Origin of the sequence: Roseovarius sp. MMSF_3281 (genome assembly GCF_030733685.1) — a bacterium.
Classification (GTDB): Bacteria; Pseudomonadota; Alphaproteobacteria; order Rhodobacterales; family Rhodobacteraceae; genus Roseovarius.
The window spans coordinates 109,773-124,744 of record NZ_JASHIM010000007.1 but is presented as its reverse complement, the minus strand read 5'-3'; the positions used below and the strand labels follow the sequence as shown (position 1 = coordinate 124,744).

Annotated in this window: 14 protein-coding genes; 8 read left to right on the top strand and 6 right to left on the bottom strand. The window is 60.7% G+C overall.

The annotated features are described in order from the left end of the window. Nucleotides 1-38: 38 nt before the first annotated feature. Both RBB32_RS09745 and RBB32_RS09740 read right to left on the bottom strand, forming a co-directional pair. A complete protein-coding gene (locus RBB32_RS09745) occupies nucleotides 39-308 on the bottom strand; it encodes a hypothetical protein (RefSeq protein WP_306152511.1) in 270 nt (89 codons plus the stop codon). A 110-nt stretch (nucleotides 309-418) separates the two neighbouring features. Next, nucleotides 419-703 carry a hypothetical protein gene (locus RBB32_RS09740; RefSeq protein ID WP_306152510.1) on the bottom strand — a complete coding sequence of 95 codons (285 nt, stop codon included), beginning with the start codon at nucleotides 701-703 and terminating at the stop codon, nucleotides 419-421. 236 nt (nucleotides 704-939) lie between these two features. On the opposite strand from RBB32_RS09740, the gene clpB reads away from it, so the two are divergent. The 7 genes from clpB to leuD all read left to right on the top strand — a co-directional run bounded on the left by clpB (nucleotide 940) and on the right by leuD (nucleotide 9,621). After that, nucleotides 940-3,564, top strand: a complete 2,625-nt coding sequence (clpB, locus tag RBB32_RS09735) for an ATP-dependent chaperone ClpB (RefSeq protein ID WP_306152509.1) — start codon at nucleotides 940-942, stop codon at nucleotides 3,562-3,564. A gap of 518 nt (nucleotides 3,565-4,082) precedes the next feature. Then, nucleotides 4,083-4,559, top strand: a complete 477-nt coding sequence (locus RBB32_RS09730; RefSeq protein WP_306152508.1) for a TRAP transporter small permease — start codon at nucleotides 4,083-4,085, stop codon at nucleotides 4,557-4,559. Further along, a complete protein-coding gene (locus RBB32_RS09725; RefSeq protein ID WP_306152507.1) occupies nucleotides 4,559-5,839 on the top strand; it encodes a TRAP transporter large permease in 1,281 nt (426 codons plus the stop codon). The genes RBB32_RS09730 and RBB32_RS09725 overlap by 1 nt, the downstream gene beginning before the upstream one ends. A gap of 25 nt (nucleotides 5,840-5,864) precedes the next feature. Beyond that, nucleotides 5,865-6,821, top strand: a complete 957-nt coding sequence (locus RBB32_RS09720; protein ID WP_306152506.1) for a TRAP transporter substrate-binding protein — start codon at nucleotides 5,865-5,867, stop codon at nucleotides 6,819-6,821. A 55-nt stretch (nucleotides 6,822-6,876) separates the two neighbouring features. Further along, nucleotides 6,877-7,581, top strand: a complete 705-nt coding sequence (locus RBB32_RS09715) for a GntR family transcriptional regulator (RefSeq protein ID WP_306152505.1) — start codon at nucleotides 6,877-6,879, stop codon at nucleotides 7,579-7,581. A 14-nt stretch (nucleotides 7,582-7,595) separates the two neighbouring features. Then, entirely contained in the window at nucleotides 7,596-9,014 is a 1,419-nt protein-coding gene (leuC, locus tag RBB32_RS09710) for a 3-isopropylmalate dehydratase large subunit (RefSeq protein WP_306152504.1), read from the top strand. A gap of 4 nt (nucleotides 9,015-9,018) precedes the next feature. Then, entirely contained in the window at nucleotides 9,019-9,621 is a 603-nt protein-coding gene (leuD, locus tag RBB32_RS09705; protein WP_306152503.1) for a 3-isopropylmalate dehydratase small subunit, read from the top strand. Nucleotides 9,622-9,724: 103 nt separating this feature from the next. Here the strand turns inward: leuD and RBB32_RS09700 are convergent, their stop codons facing one another. Further along, entirely contained in the window at nucleotides 9,725-11,047 is a 1,323-nt protein-coding gene (locus RBB32_RS09700) for a glutamine synthetase family protein (RefSeq protein ID WP_306152502.1), read from the bottom strand. Nucleotide 11,048: 1 nt separating this feature from the next. Further along, nucleotides 11,049-12,173 carry a MurR/RpiR family transcriptional regulator gene (locus RBB32_RS09695; protein WP_306152501.1) on the bottom strand — a complete coding sequence of 375 codons (1,125 nt, stop codon included), beginning with the start codon at nucleotides 12,171-12,173 and terminating at the stop codon, nucleotides 11,049-11,051. A gap of 49 nt (nucleotides 12,174-12,222) precedes the next feature. Between RBB32_RS09695 and RBB32_RS09690 the strand changes: the two genes are divergently transcribed. Continuing rightward, complete coding sequence (locus tag RBB32_RS09690; protein ID WP_306152500.1) at nucleotides 12,223-13,368, top strand: ABC transporter substrate-binding protein; 1,146 nt, start codon at nucleotides 12,223-12,225, stop codon at nucleotides 13,366-13,368. A gap of 155 nt (nucleotides 13,369-13,523) precedes the next feature. Here the strand turns inward: RBB32_RS09690 and RBB32_RS09685 are convergent, their stop codons facing one another. Together RBB32_RS09685 and RBB32_RS09680 are read right to left on the bottom strand one after the other, a co-directional pair. Next, entirely contained in the window at nucleotides 13,524-14,159 is a 636-nt protein-coding gene (locus RBB32_RS09685) for a cysteine hydrolase family protein (RefSeq protein WP_306152499.1), read from the bottom strand. Further along, complete coding sequence (locus RBB32_RS09680) at nucleotides 14,156-14,965, bottom strand: N-formylglutamate amidohydrolase (protein ID WP_306152498.1); 810 nt, start codon at nucleotides 14,963-14,965, stop codon at nucleotides 14,156-14,158. Before RBB32_RS09680 ends, RBB32_RS09685 begins: the two co-directional genes overlap by 4 nt. Nucleotides 14,966-14,972 lie beyond the last annotated feature (7 nt).

The window sequence follows — 14,972 nt, the reverse complement described above, 5'->3', positions numbered from 1 at the left end:
GAATAACGCGGCCCTTGTCGCGGGCACCCCGCCCCGCGTCAACCCTCTTGCATCTCGCGGTTCAGCGCGTCTTCGGCCACGGTCAGCCGTTTTTGCCCGGTCCGAACCTCGGGAAAGGCCTTGATCTGGCGTAGCGCGTCGTTCAGCAGGCCTTCAAGGATGGCGCGCCGGTCGGCCTGATCCGCCGGGTCGGTCGCGGCGGCAAGGCTCACACCGCCTTCGGAGGTCAGCAAAATGACCTTGGCGGTGATCCGCCCGGTGTCGGGGCAATCGCCCAAGCCCGCAACTTTCATGTCCAGAATATGCATTCCGCCCCACTTGTCCGTAAGTACCCGGTCACGGGTCGAAACTAGCGTGATACCGGAACGGGCGGGCAGGTGAAAATCCCCCCTGCGTTCCCCACGCGCGAATGCCGTGATCAGGCGGCCAGCCCGCCCGGTTGCGTTGTACAAGCGGCGGGCAGGGCCGGTGCCGGGCGCATCAGGCGCAGAGTGGGACCCTTGGCCCTGGTGCCGCGATGGGCCGACAGGCCCCGCCGGGTCAAGGCGTGGCTGATGGTTGCGAACTCTGCTGTCAAAGGCGCGGCCATCTGCACCGGGTAGGTATAGTCGATCCCGGCCTCCTGCACATGGGCAAGGGCGCTAAAACCCGGTACCTCGGGGGCATAGCGAACACGGCTCAGGGTCACGGTGGCTTCGGTCATTGGTCTGTCCTCGCAGGCCTGTGGATAACTACGTGGATAGATGGTGTGGCGCGGCGCGTCTTTGAGGGGGAATCACGAAAATGTTTTCGCAAAACCGCGCGCCCCTGCGGTTTTGGCGGGCGATACCTTGAACATCACAGCGCCGTTACCCATCTCACTATGCGAGGTCCCCGACCGTCCCATGCCTAATACTGGGTGGGCCATCCGGGGGAACGCTTGTGAAAAGGAGAACTGCCATGGACTTTGAAAAGTTCACGGAACGGTCGCGCGGATTCGTTCAGGCCGCACAGACCATCGCGATGCGCGAAAGTCATCAGAAACTTGCCCCCGAACACCTGCTCAAGGCGCTGCTGGACGATCCCGAAGGTCTGGCCAGCAACCTGATCAAACGCGCCGGTGGCAATCCCGCCCGCGTGACCCAGGTGCTTGACCTGGCGCTGGGCAAAATCCCGCAGGTCACCGGCGACGCGGGCCAGACCTACATGGATCAACAAACCGGCAAGGTGCTGTCCGAAGCGCAAAAACTGGCCGACAAGGCCGGCGACAGCTTCGTGCCCGTGGAACGCATCCTGACAGCCTTGGCGGTGGTCAAATCCCCGGCCAAGGACGCGCTGGACCAGGGCGGCGTGTCGGCCCAGACCCTCAACGAGGCGATCAACGACATCCGCAAGGGCCGCACCGCCGATAGCGCCTCGGCCGAAGACACCTACGAGGCGCTGGAAAAATACGCCCACGACCTCACGAAGGCCGCCGAAGAAGGCAAGATCGACCCGATCATTGGTCGCGACGATGAAATTCGCCGCGCCATGCAGGTCTTGTCGCGCCGCACCAAGAACAACCCCGTCCTGATCGGTGAACCCGGCGTCGGTAAAACCGCGATCGCCGAGGGCCTCGCCCTGCGCATCGTCAATGGCGACGTGCCGGAATCGCTGCATAACAAGCGGCTTCTGGCCCTTGACATGGGCGCGCTGATCGCCGGCGCGAAATACCGTGGTGAGTTCGAGGAACGCCTCAAGGGCGTGCTGAACGAAGTGACCGCCGCCGCCGGTGAAATCATCCTGTTCATCGACGAGATGCACACCCTTGTGGGCGCGGGTAAAACCGATGGCGCGATGGATGCCGCCAACCTCATCAAACCCGCCCTTGCGCGCGGGGAGCTGCACTGCATCGGCGCGACCACGCTGGATGAATATCGCAAGCACGTGGAAAAAGACGCGGCACTTGCCCGGCGTTTCCAACCGCTCGTGGTCGAGGAACCCACCGTCGAAGACACGATTTCGATCCTGCGCGGCATCAAGGAGAAATACGAGCTGCACCACGGCGTGCGTATCTCGGACTCGGCACTGGTGACCGCGGCGCAACTCTCGCACCGCTACATCACCGACCGTTTCCTGCCCGACAAGGCCATCGACCTTGTCGACGAGGCCGCATCGCGCCTGCGCATGGAGGTCGACAGCAAACCCGAGGAGCTGGACGCGCTCGACCGCGATATCCTGCAAAAGCAGATCGAGGCCGAGGCCCTGCGCAAGGAAGACGATGCCGCCTCCAAGGACCGGCTGGAAAAGCTGGAAAGGGAACTGGCCGACCTGCAGGACAAATCCGCCCAGATGACAGCGCGCTGGCAGGCCGAGCGCGACAAGCTCGCCTCCGCCCGCGACCTCAAGGAACAGTTGGACCGCGCGCGGATCGAGCTTGACCACGCCAAGCGCGAGGGCGACCTCGCCAAGGCGGGGGAGCTGTCTTATGGCGTAATCCCCAAGCTTGAAAAGCAACTCGCCGAGGCCGAACAGGCCGAGGAAGAAGGCGGCGACGTCATGGTCGAAGAGGCCGTGCGCCCCGAACAGATCGCAAGCGTGGTGGAACGCTGGACAGGCATCCCCACCGCCAAGATGCTGGAAGGCGAGCGGGAAAAACTGCTGGGCATGGAAAGCAACCTGCACCGCCGGGTGATCGGACAGGACGCCGCCGTCAAGGCCGTGGCCAATGCCGTGCGCCGGGCGCGCGCGGGCCTCAACGACGAGAACCGCCCGCTGGGCAGTTTCCTTTTCCTCGGGCCGACAGGCGTGGGGAAAACCGAACTGACCAAGGCGGTGGCCGAATTCCTCTTTGACGACGACAGCGCGATGGTCCGCATCGACATGTCCGAGTTCATGGAGAAACACTCGGTCGCCCGCCTGATCGGGGCGCCCCCGGGCTATGTCGGCTACGACGAAGGCGGGGTCCTAACCGAGGCCGTGCGCCGCCGCCCCTACCAGGTGGTGCTGTTCGACGAGGTGGAAAAAGCCCACCCCGAGGTCTTCAACGTGCTGCTGCAAGTGCTGGACGACGGCGTGCTGACCGATGGGCAGGGCCGCACCGTGGACTTCAAGCAGACGCTGATCATCCTGACGTCGAACCTTGGCAGCCAGGCGCTTAGCCAGATGCCCGAAGGGGGCGATGCCGCCGATGCCAAGCGCGACGTGATGGATGCCGTCCGCGCGCACTTCCGGCCCGAGTTCCTCAACCGGCTGGACGAGATCGTGGTCTTCGACCGCCTGACGCGCGACCAGATGGACGGCATCGTCGATATCCAGATGGCCCGCCTTATCAAACGTCTGGCCAGCCGCAAGATCACGCTGGAACTGGACGAGGCCGCGCGCAAATGGCTGGCTGATGAAGGATACGATCCGGTCTATGGCGCAAGGCCGTTGAAACGGGTGATCCAGAAAGCCCTGCAAGACCCGCTGGCCGAGTCGCTTCTGGCCGGGGATATCCTTGACGGGGCGACGGTGCCGGTCACCGCCGGGGCCGACGGGTTGATCATCGGCGACCGCGTGGGCACCACCACTCAAGACCCGCCGCAAGACGCCGTGGTCCACTAACCGCCCAAACCCCCGCGCCCTTCCCCGCGCGGGGGTTTCCTTGTTGAGCGCGCTGTCGCGCGCGCCTGATATCTCGTCATCGGCCTTCGGCCGCGTCCTCGGGGGCCTCCGGCGGGAGTATTTGGGGAAAGATGAAGGCTATATGGGGTGTGGCGTAGCGCCCTTGGCCGGTTTTGATATTCCTTAACGCATTGAAATGGTCGTCGCAGGCTACACCGAGGTTTGCCCGGTCGCACACTGCAGGCCCCTTGCAGGTATATGATGCCTTGCGCCGCCCCGTCCGGCCATGACGGCCGCGGCACAGCGCTTTGCAAGAGCCAGACCGCCCAAGGGCTTTGGGGGTCAACGCCGGTCGTTCCACGAATCGAAAACCGCGTGAAATCGAATGGGTCCGCTTGGGTTTGATCGCTCAGGGGGTGGTTAAGATATTAATATAAAACAAAAAAATAATTTTCCGCTTTTTCATTGAGTAAATATGCCCTGTGATATACCACAAGGAATACCAAAGGGAGGGCATGATGGAAAAATTGGAAAGGGTCTGCTCGCGGGTCGAGCAGGTGGCCACCGCGGTGGGCGTTGGTCTTTTCGTCACGATGATCGCGGTCGTCTTCTTCGAGGTCGTCATGCGATACCTGTTCAGCAGCCCGACATTCTGGTCCGAGGCGCTGGCCCGGGCCGCGATGATCTGGCTTGTCATGCTGGGCCTGGCGCGAGGTGTCCGCCGAATGGACAACATCAGGGTCGATTTCCTGGTCGATCAGATGCCTCGGCCACTGCAGCACCTTTGCGCATGGCTTCGGTTTGCGGCCGTCACGGTATTTGCCCTGGTGATGCTGGTCTATGGAACGCAGATGGCGCTGGCCAACTGGAATACCATGAACACGGGCTTCGAGATCTCGATGACATGGATCTACCTGGCGGTGCCGGTGTCCGGCGCCCTCATCCTTCTTTTCACCGTCGAACTTGTCGCCAAAGGCGAGCGGGGATTCTTTTGATGGCACTTACAATACTTGTTCTTGTTCTTTTCCTGCTCCTGATCATCGGGCTGCCGCTGCCTTACAGTCTTGGCACCGCGGCCCTTGCGGGCCTGTTGGCGATGGGGGAGGGGATTCCGCTTGCCGTCGTTCCCCAGCGTTTCGTTGCAGGCATCAACAATTTCTCATTCATGGCGATCCCGTTCTTCCTGTTGCTTGGGGACCTGATGAATGCCGCGGGAATAACGCGCCGGATCATCCGGCTGTCGAATGCGCTTGTCGGACATATGCCCGGTGGGCTGGCGCAGGTGAACGTCGTCAGTTCCATGTTCTTCGGTGGAATTTCCGGGTCTGCCACCGCGGATACCGCGTCGATCGGCTCGATCCTGATTCCGTCGATGAAGAAAGAGGGCTATGAAGGGTCCTTTTCCGCCGCGCTGACCGCGGCCTCCTCGACCGCCGGGCCGATCATTCCGCCGTCCATCCTGCTTGTGCTCTACGGGGTGATTGCCGGGGTTTCCATCACCGATCTGTTCCTTGCTGGATACGTCCCCGGCGTCATGCTCGGGCTTGGCCTTCTCGCGGTGAGCTACGTTATCTCGAAACGTCGCGGATACCCGGTGCACTCGCGTGCCTCGTTCACCGAGATCCTCGTGGCACTCAAGGAAAGCGCATGGGCTGTTTTCATGCCGTTTCTCATCATCGGCGGCATGTTGACCGGCGTGTTCACGGTTACCGAAGCGGCAGGCGTGTCTGTCATTTACGGGCTGGTCGTCGGCATCGTCATCTACGGCGACCTCAAGATCCGGGATCTGCCCGGCGTCCTGGCCCATGCCATGATCAAGATCGGAACCCTGATGACCGTTGCGGCGGCGGCGCTGATCTTTGCCTGGGTGCTCACCATCATGCAGGTGCCGCAGGCAATGGCCGAGGCGATCTTTGTTGTCACCGAGAACCCGCTTTTGATCCTGCTGATGCTGAACATCCTGTTCCTTGCCGTCGGAATGTTCATGGAAGCCAAGGCTGCGATGCTGATCCTTCTGCCGGTGATCCTGCCATTGTTGCCGCAGGTCGGCATAGATCCGGTGCATTTCGGTGTGGTGATCGTTTTCAACCTGTTGATCGGCCTCGTCACGCCGCCCGTCGGGCTGTGCCTGAACCTTGCCGCCAAGATCGCGGGGGTGCGCATCGACAAGGCCGCCCAGGCCTCCATGCCCATGCTGGCCCTGATGCTGCTGGTGCTCGTGGTGATCACCTATGTGCCGGGCGTTGTGCTCTGGCTGCCCGAATACCTGAATTAACCATCGCTGGAAGAGGAGGAAAATCATGAAGATTACAGCGACCATAACCGCTATCGCGCTTGCGGCGGCAACCGCGGCAACAGCCGAGGTGAACCTCAAGCTCGGCCATCCCTATGACCCGGCCGATCCGGTTCATACTGCGGCCAATACCTTTGCCCGCGTCGCGGCGGAGGAGTCGAATGGCGAGGTCAATGTTTCGGTGTTTCCTTCGGCCCAACTTGGCAAGGTCAAGGAGATGCAGGAAGGTGTGCAACAGGGGTTCGTCGATATCGTCCTGGAAAGCGTCGGAACGCTTTCGTCGTTCCACCCCCTGGCCGGTGTGGAATCCATGCCATATCTTTTCCGGGATGCCGATCACTACATGCGCGTCTGGAATGGCGATGTCGGAGAGCAAGTGAAATCCGTGCTCGCCGACGAAGCGAACTTTCGCATTTTCGGACATCTCTACCGCGGCTCGCGGGAGTTGACCTCGAACAGGAAGATCGAGTCGATTGATGATCTGGACGGTCTGAAAATCCGGGTCACACCGATCAAGGAACGTCTTGTTACCTGGGAAACATTCGGCGCAAGCCCGACACCCATGGCGTTTTCCGAGCTGTTCACGGCGCTGCAACAGGGCGTGATCGACGCCCAGGAGAACCCGATCGCGACGATTCACAAGAACAGCTTCGACGAGGTCCAGGATTACTTGATCCAGACATCGCACATGGCCAACGGTTTCACCTTCCAGATGAACGCGACGCGCTTCGCGGATTTTGACCCCGAGGTGCAGGACGTACTGAACAATGCCGCCGAAGCCGCGGCAGAGGAATACAATACCTACGTCAAGGAGAACGAAGCCAAACTCCTGAACGAGCTTCAGGAAAAAGGAATGGAAGTGATCCGGATCGACCGCGCGCCGTTCCGTGACAAGGCCAAAGAGGTCGTGGCACAGTTCCCTGACCTCGAAGAATGGTATCTAAAGATGGCCGAGGTTGAATAATGCGCATTGGCGGGGCCAACTGGCCCCGCCGGACGCGAATGGAAGGAAACGTAAAATGGCAGCGAGGGCGCCACATCATACTGACAAGACCACGGCAGAGCCTGCCCGGTCCTCGGCGGACAACTGCTATGAATGGATCAAACGTCAGATCGTGACCAACGGGATGCCGCCGGGGACAGCCATCGACGAACGGCAGCTGGCCGAGAAAATCGGCGTAAGCCGGACGCCTGTCCGCGAAGCCGTACTTCGGTTGCGTTCCGAAGGTTTCATCGAGAACCTGCCAAGACGCGGCGCTTATGTGCGCGGTTTGACCGTCAAGGATCTTCGGCATCTCTATGATGTTGTCACGGCCCTTGAAGTGATGGCCGTCGGCCTGATCGCCGGGCGACAGGATCGGGGCGGCGCCGTCGCCGAATTGTCCGGACTTTGCGAGGAATTGAACAAGGCGTTGGATGACCCCGCGCAATGGACCAAGGCCGACGAGGCTTTTCACCGTGCCTTGTTGACGAATGCCGACAACCCGCCGCTCACAAGAAGCGGGTTACTGCATCGCGATCTGGCCCAACGGGCCCATTTCGTTGCCGACCGGGCGCGCCCGAAAGGAACCGAGAAAGCATCCGTCGAAAACCACGCCAAGCTTGTTGAGCTTATCGGCAACGGTGACGCCGCAACCGCACGGGAAAACCATTTCATCCAGCGGGAGCGCGGCTCGCAGACCTTGCTAACAGCCATCGAGGCCCTTGGCCTCCAAACGCTCTGAGGAAACGAGAAAATATGACCACGCCTCAAACGTTATACGAAAAGATCGTTGCCGCGCACACAGTCGAGCAACTCGATGAAGAGACGGTACTTCTCTACGTCGATTTCCATATCATGAATGAATACACCAGCCCCCAGGCCTTCGCGGGCCTGCACTCGGCAGATCGCCCCGTTTGGCGCCCCGAGACACATCTCGCGGTCGTTGATCACGTCAATCCAACGCGCAGTATCAAGTCCCTCGATGAAATGGATGACGCTGATGCGCGCCTTCAGATCGAAAACCTCGGTCGGAACTGTCAGCGGCATGACATCGAGATTTTCGACCTGTTCGATACCCGCCAGGGTATTGAGCATGTTGTCGTGCCCGAAAATGGGTATGCGCTTCCCGGGATGGTGATCGCCTGCGGCGACAGCCATACCACCACGTACGGCGCCCTCGGGGCCCTCGGGTTCGGCATCGGCACCTCGGAAATCGAACATATCCTGGCGACACAGACGCTTGTGTATCAAGTCCTGAAACCGATGCGGGTGCGTTTCGAGGGCGCGCTTCCGGACGGCGTCACCGGCAAGGATATGGTGATGGCCTTTATCGCCGAAGCGGGGGTGTCCGGGGCCGTCGGCTACGCGGTGGAGTTCCAGGGCGAGGCGATATCGGCCCTCGACGTCGAGGCGCGCATGACCATTTGCAACATGGCCGTCGAAGGCGGCGCGCGCGCCGCGATGATCGCCCCGGACGAAAAGACCTTTTCTTACGTGTCCGGACGCCCAAGAAGCCCGCAGGGCGAAGGCCTCGACGCGGCCAAGGCGCACTGGAAAACCCTGCAAAGCGATCCGGGCGCCAACTGGGCCAAGGAAATCGTGATCGACATGACAAGGATCGCCCCGCAGGTCACCTGGGGCACCAGCCCGGATCAGTGCAGCCCGGTAAACGGACAGGTGCCCGATCCCGCGGCGATCGATGTCGCAAGCGACCGCGCCGCCGCCGAACGCGCGCTTGAATACATGGGGCTGACCCCGGGGATGAAAATCTCCGACATCCATATCGACCGGGTCTTCATAGGCTCTTGCACCAACAGCCGGATCGAGGATTTGCGTGCCGCCGCGCGCATCCTGGAAGGCAAGCGTGTGGCCGACGGTGTCGTGGCCATCGCCGTGCCCGGTTCGCAAGCGGTCAAGCGAGAAGCCGAAGCAGAAGGCATCGCCGATATTTTCCGCGATGCCGGGTTCGAGTGGCGTGGTTCGGGCTGTTCCATGTGCCTTGCGATGAATGACGATTTCGTGCCCGCCGGTGAACGCTGTGCCTCGTCGACCAACCGCAACTTCGAAGGCCGGCAGGGGCGTGGCGCGCGCACCCACCTGATGAGCCCCGAGATGGTCGCGGCCGCCGCCGTGACCGGGCGTGTCACCGACGTTCGGAACCTGCAGAAAGACTGATTCAATGAAAAAGTTCGAAACCCTGGCCGCAACCGCCGCGCCCCTGTTCCTGCCCAATGTCGATACAGACGTGATCATGCCAAAGCAGTTCCTGAAGCGCATCGACAGGGAAGGCCTGGCCGAGGGCGTGTTCCACGATGTTCGCCGGACGGATGACGGCATGTTGCGCGAAGACTTTCCGCTGAATCAGGCTCGCTACCAAGAGGCGAAAATCCTGGTGGCTGGGCGCAACTTTGGCTGCGGCTCCAGTCGTGAACATGCCGTTTGGGGGCTTTTGCAGGCGGGAATCGATGTTGTGATCGCCCCAAGCTTCGCCGGGATATTCTTCGGCAATTGCGAAAAGAACGGGTTGCTCGCGATCACCTTGCCCGAAGAACAGGTCTCACGCATCGTTGATCTGGTTGAAGGCTCGGAACGGCCCGAATTGAAGGTGGATCTGGAGAACTGCCAGATCACATTGCCGAACGATGACGTCATTGATTTCGAAATTCAGGAAGCACGACGTCGCAACCTTCTCGAAGGGCGCGATCACGTTGAAACCACTTTGGCCAAGGCCGATGCGATCCGGGCGTTCGAGGCCACCCGCCAAGATCCGCGAAACTGGTAGTGCAGCCCGAAACCCAATCGTCACGGGCGGAACGCTTTAGGCGGCCTTTCGTTCGAAGGTCAGCGGGCTTTGCGGCCCAAGGCCGGTGCCCGCGCCTCCACGATCAATACGCAGCGTGATAGCGGGCACAGACCTCCTCTTCTGACAGCCCCTCCATAAGGTCGATCTCGGTGCGTTTGTGCCGGTCGATGACATCGACCAATGTCTCTCCAAAGGCCTGTTTCGCCCATGCGCTGGAGGTGAGGGCCGTCAGGGATTCGTCAAGGCTTCCGGCCAAGCGCTTGCAGCCGGTCGCCCTCAGTTCGGCGGGGTCGAGCGCGGCAAGGTCTGTTTCGGTCGGTGTCGGGGTGGCAAGTTCACGGTCCAGCCCGTCGAGACCGGCATTGATAAGAGCGGCCAGCAAAAGATACGGGCTGGCGGCGGCATCGGCGGCGCGAAACTCGAAATGGAACTTGCGCGACAATGCCTCGGGGTCGCTTGCGCCGAAAACCGGGCAGATGCGCACGGCGGACTCGCGGTCCTTGTTCCCGAAATTGTTGAAAGCCGCGCTCCAGCGATGAGGCGTCAGGCGCAGGTATGACGGCACCGAAGGCGCCGCAATCGCCAGGAACTCCGGCAGCCGCTCAAGGATACCGGCCACGAAAGCCCCCGATTGACGCGCAACATCATGTGGCTGATCGGGGTCATGGCAGACAGGCGTGCCATCGAGGGTTTCAAGGCTGAAATGAACATGCACCCCGTTGCCCACACCTTCGGGGTTGATGATCGGCGCAAAGCTGGCCCGTTGCCCCCGGCCATGGGCCGTGGCGCGGACCAGATCACGCAGGATGGCAGCTTCGTCCGCGGCCCGCAGCGCCGGTTTGGGGGCAATCGTGACCTCGCATTGGCCCGCCCCGTATTCCGGCATGAAGGTGTCTATATCAAGCCCGGCGGCATCCAATACCGACATGACCGCATTGGGAAAATCGCCCAGCCGCCGGAAACTGCGCAGCGTATAGCCAAGGCCATCCTGCTCGGGAAAACCGGAATAATGAAATTCATGCTCGAAAGCGGCGTTAACCCGCAGTCCGTGATTTTCTTCCAGCCGTTCAATCGCGCTCTTCAACTGCCCCCGCAGGCAGCACTCCCAGCGGTCCCCCTCCAGCGTGTACACATCGCCAATCGCGAAACTCTCGTCTATACCCGCGTCATCCATCTGCAGGTCGATCAGGGTTTCAGGATCGGGGCGGATCGCAAGATCGCCCAACGCGCCCCAAGGCGAGGGGGCGATCGGGCCGAAAGACGTTTGCAAGACATTCGTCGGCGTCCAGCCAATGCCCTTTTCCTTGCGCGAGTCCCAGTCCCGGCGGGGCACTGCCTTACCTCGCATCTGGCCTGCGACATCACTGGTGCAGATCATGATCAAGTCGGTTTCACGGCGTGTCATGTTATTTCTCCGAGTTATCTTTGGATTGCGGGTCGCACATGCTTGACTGCTTGCAACTCAGCGCCTCGCCCTTTTCCAGGCGGTCGTGCAACGATGGGCCGATTTCCTTGGCCAGGCCGCCGACAAGCGCCTCGGCCAACAGAAGCTGACCGCAGTGGCTGTCAATCGGCGACGGGGACGCGGACGGCATACGAAACAATAATTCCGCACCGAAACTGCGCTTGTCAGCCCAGAGGTCCGAAATGGCGATGACATGCGCGCCTTGTTCCGCGGCAAGCACACCGAAGCGTTGCAATGAAGGTTGATAGCGGCGTATGTCGGTGACAATCAGGACGGTCTGTGCGTTCATTTCAAGCAGATGGCGCGCCCAGCTTTCGGGCGGGCCATCCACGAACTGAACATTCGGCCGCAAGAGACCAAGGTATTCCGTAAGCAATGCCGCGATGTGGCGTGACCTATGGCCGCCGGCGCAATAGATATTGTGCTTTGGCTGGGCAAGAAGCGCGATGGCATTTCGGAAATCGGCATCCATGACCGGATCGCCGCATTTTTGAAGCTGATGCGCGGTGTTGTTCAGCAGTTCACTCAAAAGCGTATCGTCCGGTTCGGCGGCGACCGACTGTGCCGATAGCCTTTCTAAAGGCGTTTCAAGTAAATTCGAAACATCCGCTTTCACCGTCTCCTGAAAGGCGCCGTACCCGTTAAGATTAAGCCGCTGCACAAGCCGTAGCACCGTCGCGGTACTGACATTGGCGCGCTCGGCGAGCGTGGCAACCGTGCAAAGCGCCGAAATGGGATATTGCCGCAGTATCTCGCGCGCGACGTCTTGCTCCCTGCGGCCAAGCTCTGAAAAAATCGCTGTGATCTGGCGGTAGATTGCACCGCTATGCTGGCCGGGCTGTTTGCTGTCCCGCCCAAAGGCATCTTGATTAAGATTATTCTCCACCATGAAAAAAAAGTAATGATATATTTTTAGGCACACAAGCAAAAATGTCAAAAATTGTTGACGCGGCGAACGACTCTCCGCTAGCGTTAGGCAACAGCCACGACAGCAACCTGAAAAACCGCTGTTTCGTGCGGCTGGGCCTTTTGGGGCTAAAAAGAGCGGATACTGCCAAAGGCGCATCGAGGGATGCGCGCCGCGCTGATATCTCGAAATTCAGGGAGTTAGTTCAATGAAAATACTAAAGAAACTGGTCGCGGCGACAGCCTTGACCGCGATGAGTGCGATGCCGGGGTTGGCCCAGGACGGGCCGATCAAGATCGGCGCGCTCTATAATTCGACCGGGGGCATGTCTTCACTGGACGGGCCGTCGTTGAAAGGCGCGCAGCTGGCTGCGAAGATCGTCAATGAAAACGGTGGTGTCCTTGGCCGTCAAATCGAACTGCTGGCGCCAGACACGCGGACTGACCAGCAGGAAACAGCCAAGGCCGCACAACGCGTTATTTCCGAAGGCGTGGTTGCCGGTATCGGTCAATCCGACACAACATTCGTAATGGCGGCGGCCCCGCTGTTTCAAGAAGCCGGAATTCCCTTCGTAACCTCGGGCGCCACGCACCCCGAATTGCCGCAATGGGTTGGCAACTACATGTTCATGGCGCCGTTCGGGGATGACGATCAATCCTATGCCATCGCGGATTACGCGATCGACGAGATGGATGCCAAGACCGCTGTGGTCTGGACCGATCAGTCGATGGATTTCACCAAGGCGCTCAGCAAGTTTTTCAAAGAGCGTTTTGTGAACCGCGGCGGCGAAATCCTGGCCGAAGACTCCTTCATGATGGGCGACACGGACTTCTCGGCGCAGATTGCACGCCTCAAGTCGGCTGATCCGGCGCCCGATATCGTGTTCATCTCGGCCATCCCGACCGAGGCAGGCCTGTCGGTCAAGCAGATCCGCGAAGCCGGTCTTGAGCTGCCGATTGTCTCCGGCGACGGGTTCGATACCGATCTGGTGGCAACGACACCGGGGCCCGATCTGGCAAACGATGTATGGTTCTCGACCCACACCTATCGCGGCGATGATCGCGACGAAGTGAACAAGTTCATCTCGGATTACCAGGATGAATACGGGATCGAACCCGAAAACGCCTTTGCTCCGCTTGGATATGACGCCCTGATGCTGGTCGTCGATGCGATTGAACGCGCCGGATCGACCGAGCACGATGCAGTCCGCGACGCCTTGGAGGAAACGCGTGATTTCCAGGGTGTGACCGGTCCGATCGCTTACACGCGTGACACGATGGTTCCCCCCAAGCCGATCTCGATCATTTCGGTGCATGGCGGTGAATTCGAAGTTGAATCCATCTGGAGACCCTGAGCGTCATTTGGCCCTCGCGCCTAAAGCCCGATAAAACCAAGTGCCGCCCGCATGCGGGCGCCACTTCGCTTTCCTGGTCATCTGTCAACGGGGTGACGGTCGGATGAATGCCTGCGCGCGCTCAACCCCGTGGCCCAACGCGTTCCGCCATGGGCTCACCCAGAGGGGGCTTCAGCGGCGGTGCGCAGATCCTGCAATATCTCGTCCACATTCTGGGTCAGGCAATACCCCCCGAACGCCGTCAGGGCACGCTTGTGCCGCTCATGGGTTTTCGTGACACAAGCATCCGCCGCGCAGACCATGTAAAAGCCAAGGTCCGCACCGTCGCGCACCGCCATGTCCACGCATTGATCGGTCAGCAACCCGGCGACGATCACCCGGTCCAGGCCCATATTGCGTAGCAAATAGGTCAGGTTGGTCGAGTTGAAGACACCCGAGGAGGTTTTCGGCAGAATAATATCGTCGTCCTGCTGGCCAGCCTCGGGCACCGTATGCGCCAAGGGCGACCCGCGCGGCACCAGGATGTCAGACAGCTTGTGGTCAAGGCTGCGGTCGCGCCCGTCCTCGGTAAGGGCCTCGATCACGGTATAGATGATCTCGCAGCCTGCCTCGCGCGCCCCGTCCACAAGGCGCGACAAGGCGGGCAGCATACGATCCCGCAAGGCCTGTGCCATCTCCGGCGCGTCTGCAAGCGCCTCGTCGGCGCATTCGCTCTGTTGCACATCAACGACCAACACCGCGGTTCTGGACGGCACCAGCGGCCAATTCCGCACAGGTTCTATATGCTTCACGCCTTTTCTCCTTCCGATACCATGCCCGCCGCGACGCCAAGCATTGCCGCCGCGTCGCACAATGCACTTGCCAGGTCCTCGGCGCGGGCTTCAATCTGCGTGGCATCTGACAAAAGGTCATTGCGAACTTCGATTTCCACGCTGTCCAATCCCCGGTCTTCCCCGTGCACCGGCACGGTATAATCCGAGTCGCGATCCATGCTGTAGGGTTGATTGGCAAGGGCCTTCTCACCATGCCGCGCTTGCAGCACCTCAAGCAAGGCAGGCGAAAGGGTGTCATCCCGATCGTACAAGACACCGTAATCCATGTGGCGCTGTTTGCCGAAAAAGACCGGCGTAAAGCTGTGGATCGTCACGAACAGCGTTTTCTGGCCGCGGGCCTCCCTGCGGTCCAGCATGGCCGCCACCCCATCGTGGAAAGGCTGCCATATCTCGGCTTTGCGCTGTTCGCGCTCGGCGTCCGTCACGTCGATATTGGCCGGTACGGGAATGCCTTCACCGTTGTCCGGGATGAAACTGCTTGCTTCCCAATGCCGGTTACAGTCGCAAATCATCCGGGAGTAGCGCTGCATCGCCAAGGGCGCATCAAGCCTTTGGGCAATGGCGCGGGCCAGGTCCAAGGCGCCGATGTCCCACATGAAATGACGCATAAGATCTTCGTCACCAAGGCCAAGCGCGTTCAGGCTTGCGGGCAAGCGGTAACCGGCATGTTCGCAAACAATGACGAAGGGACTGGTCCCGTTTTCATTTTCACTGCCAAACGGAGAGGGCTCGGAGGCCGCAAGAATAGGGTATTGGTGAGACATGGAGTGC

Bases quoted from the DNA above. Each gene is read 5' to 3' on its own strand.
- RBB32_RS09745 (WP_306152511.1), bottom strand. From the start codon at position 308: ATGCATATTCTGGACATGAAAGTTGCGGGCTTGGGCGATTGCCCCGAC.
- RBB32_RS09740 (WP_306152510.1), bottom strand. From the start codon at position 703: ATGACCGAAGCCACCGTGACCCTGAGCCGTGTTCGCTATGCCCCCGAG.
- clpB (WP_306152509.1), top strand. From the start codon at position 940: ATGGACTTTGAAAAGTTCACGGAACGGTCGCGCGGATTCGTTCAGGCC.
- RBB32_RS09730 (WP_306152508.1), top strand. From the start codon at position 4,083: ATGGAAAAATTGGAAAGGGTCTGCTCGCGGGTCGAGCAGGTGGCCACC.
- RBB32_RS09725 (WP_306152507.1), top strand. From the start codon at position 4,559: ATGGCACTTACAATACTTGTTCTTGTTCTTTTCCTGCTCCTGATCATC.
- RBB32_RS09720 (WP_306152506.1), top strand. From the start codon at position 5,865: ATGAAGATTACAGCGACCATAACCGCTATCGCGCTTGCGGCGGCAACC.
- RBB32_RS09715 (WP_306152505.1), top strand. From the start codon at position 6,877: ATGGCAGCGAGGGCGCCACATCATACTGACAAGACCACGGCAGAGCCT.
- leuC (WP_306152504.1), top strand. From the start codon at position 7,596: ATGACCACGCCTCAAACGTTATACGAAAAGATCGTTGCCGCGCACACA.
- leuD (WP_306152503.1), top strand. From the start codon at position 9,019: ATGAAAAAGTTCGAAACCCTGGCCGCAACCGCCGCGCCCCTGTTCCTG.
- RBB32_RS09700 (WP_306152502.1), bottom strand. From the start codon at position 11,047: ATGACACGCCGTGAAACCGACTTGATCATGATCTGCACCAGTGATGTC.
- RBB32_RS09695 (WP_306152501.1), bottom strand. From the start codon at position 12,173: ATGCGCCTTTGGCAGTATCCGCTCTTTTTAGCCCCAAAAGGCCCAGCC.
- RBB32_RS09690 (WP_306152500.1), top strand. From the start codon at position 12,223: ATGAAAATACTAAAGAAACTGGTCGCGGCGACAGCCTTGACCGCGATG.
- RBB32_RS09680 (WP_306152498.1), bottom strand. From the start codon at position 14,965: ATGTCTCACCAATACCCTATTCTTGCGGCCTCCGAGCCCTCTCCGTTT.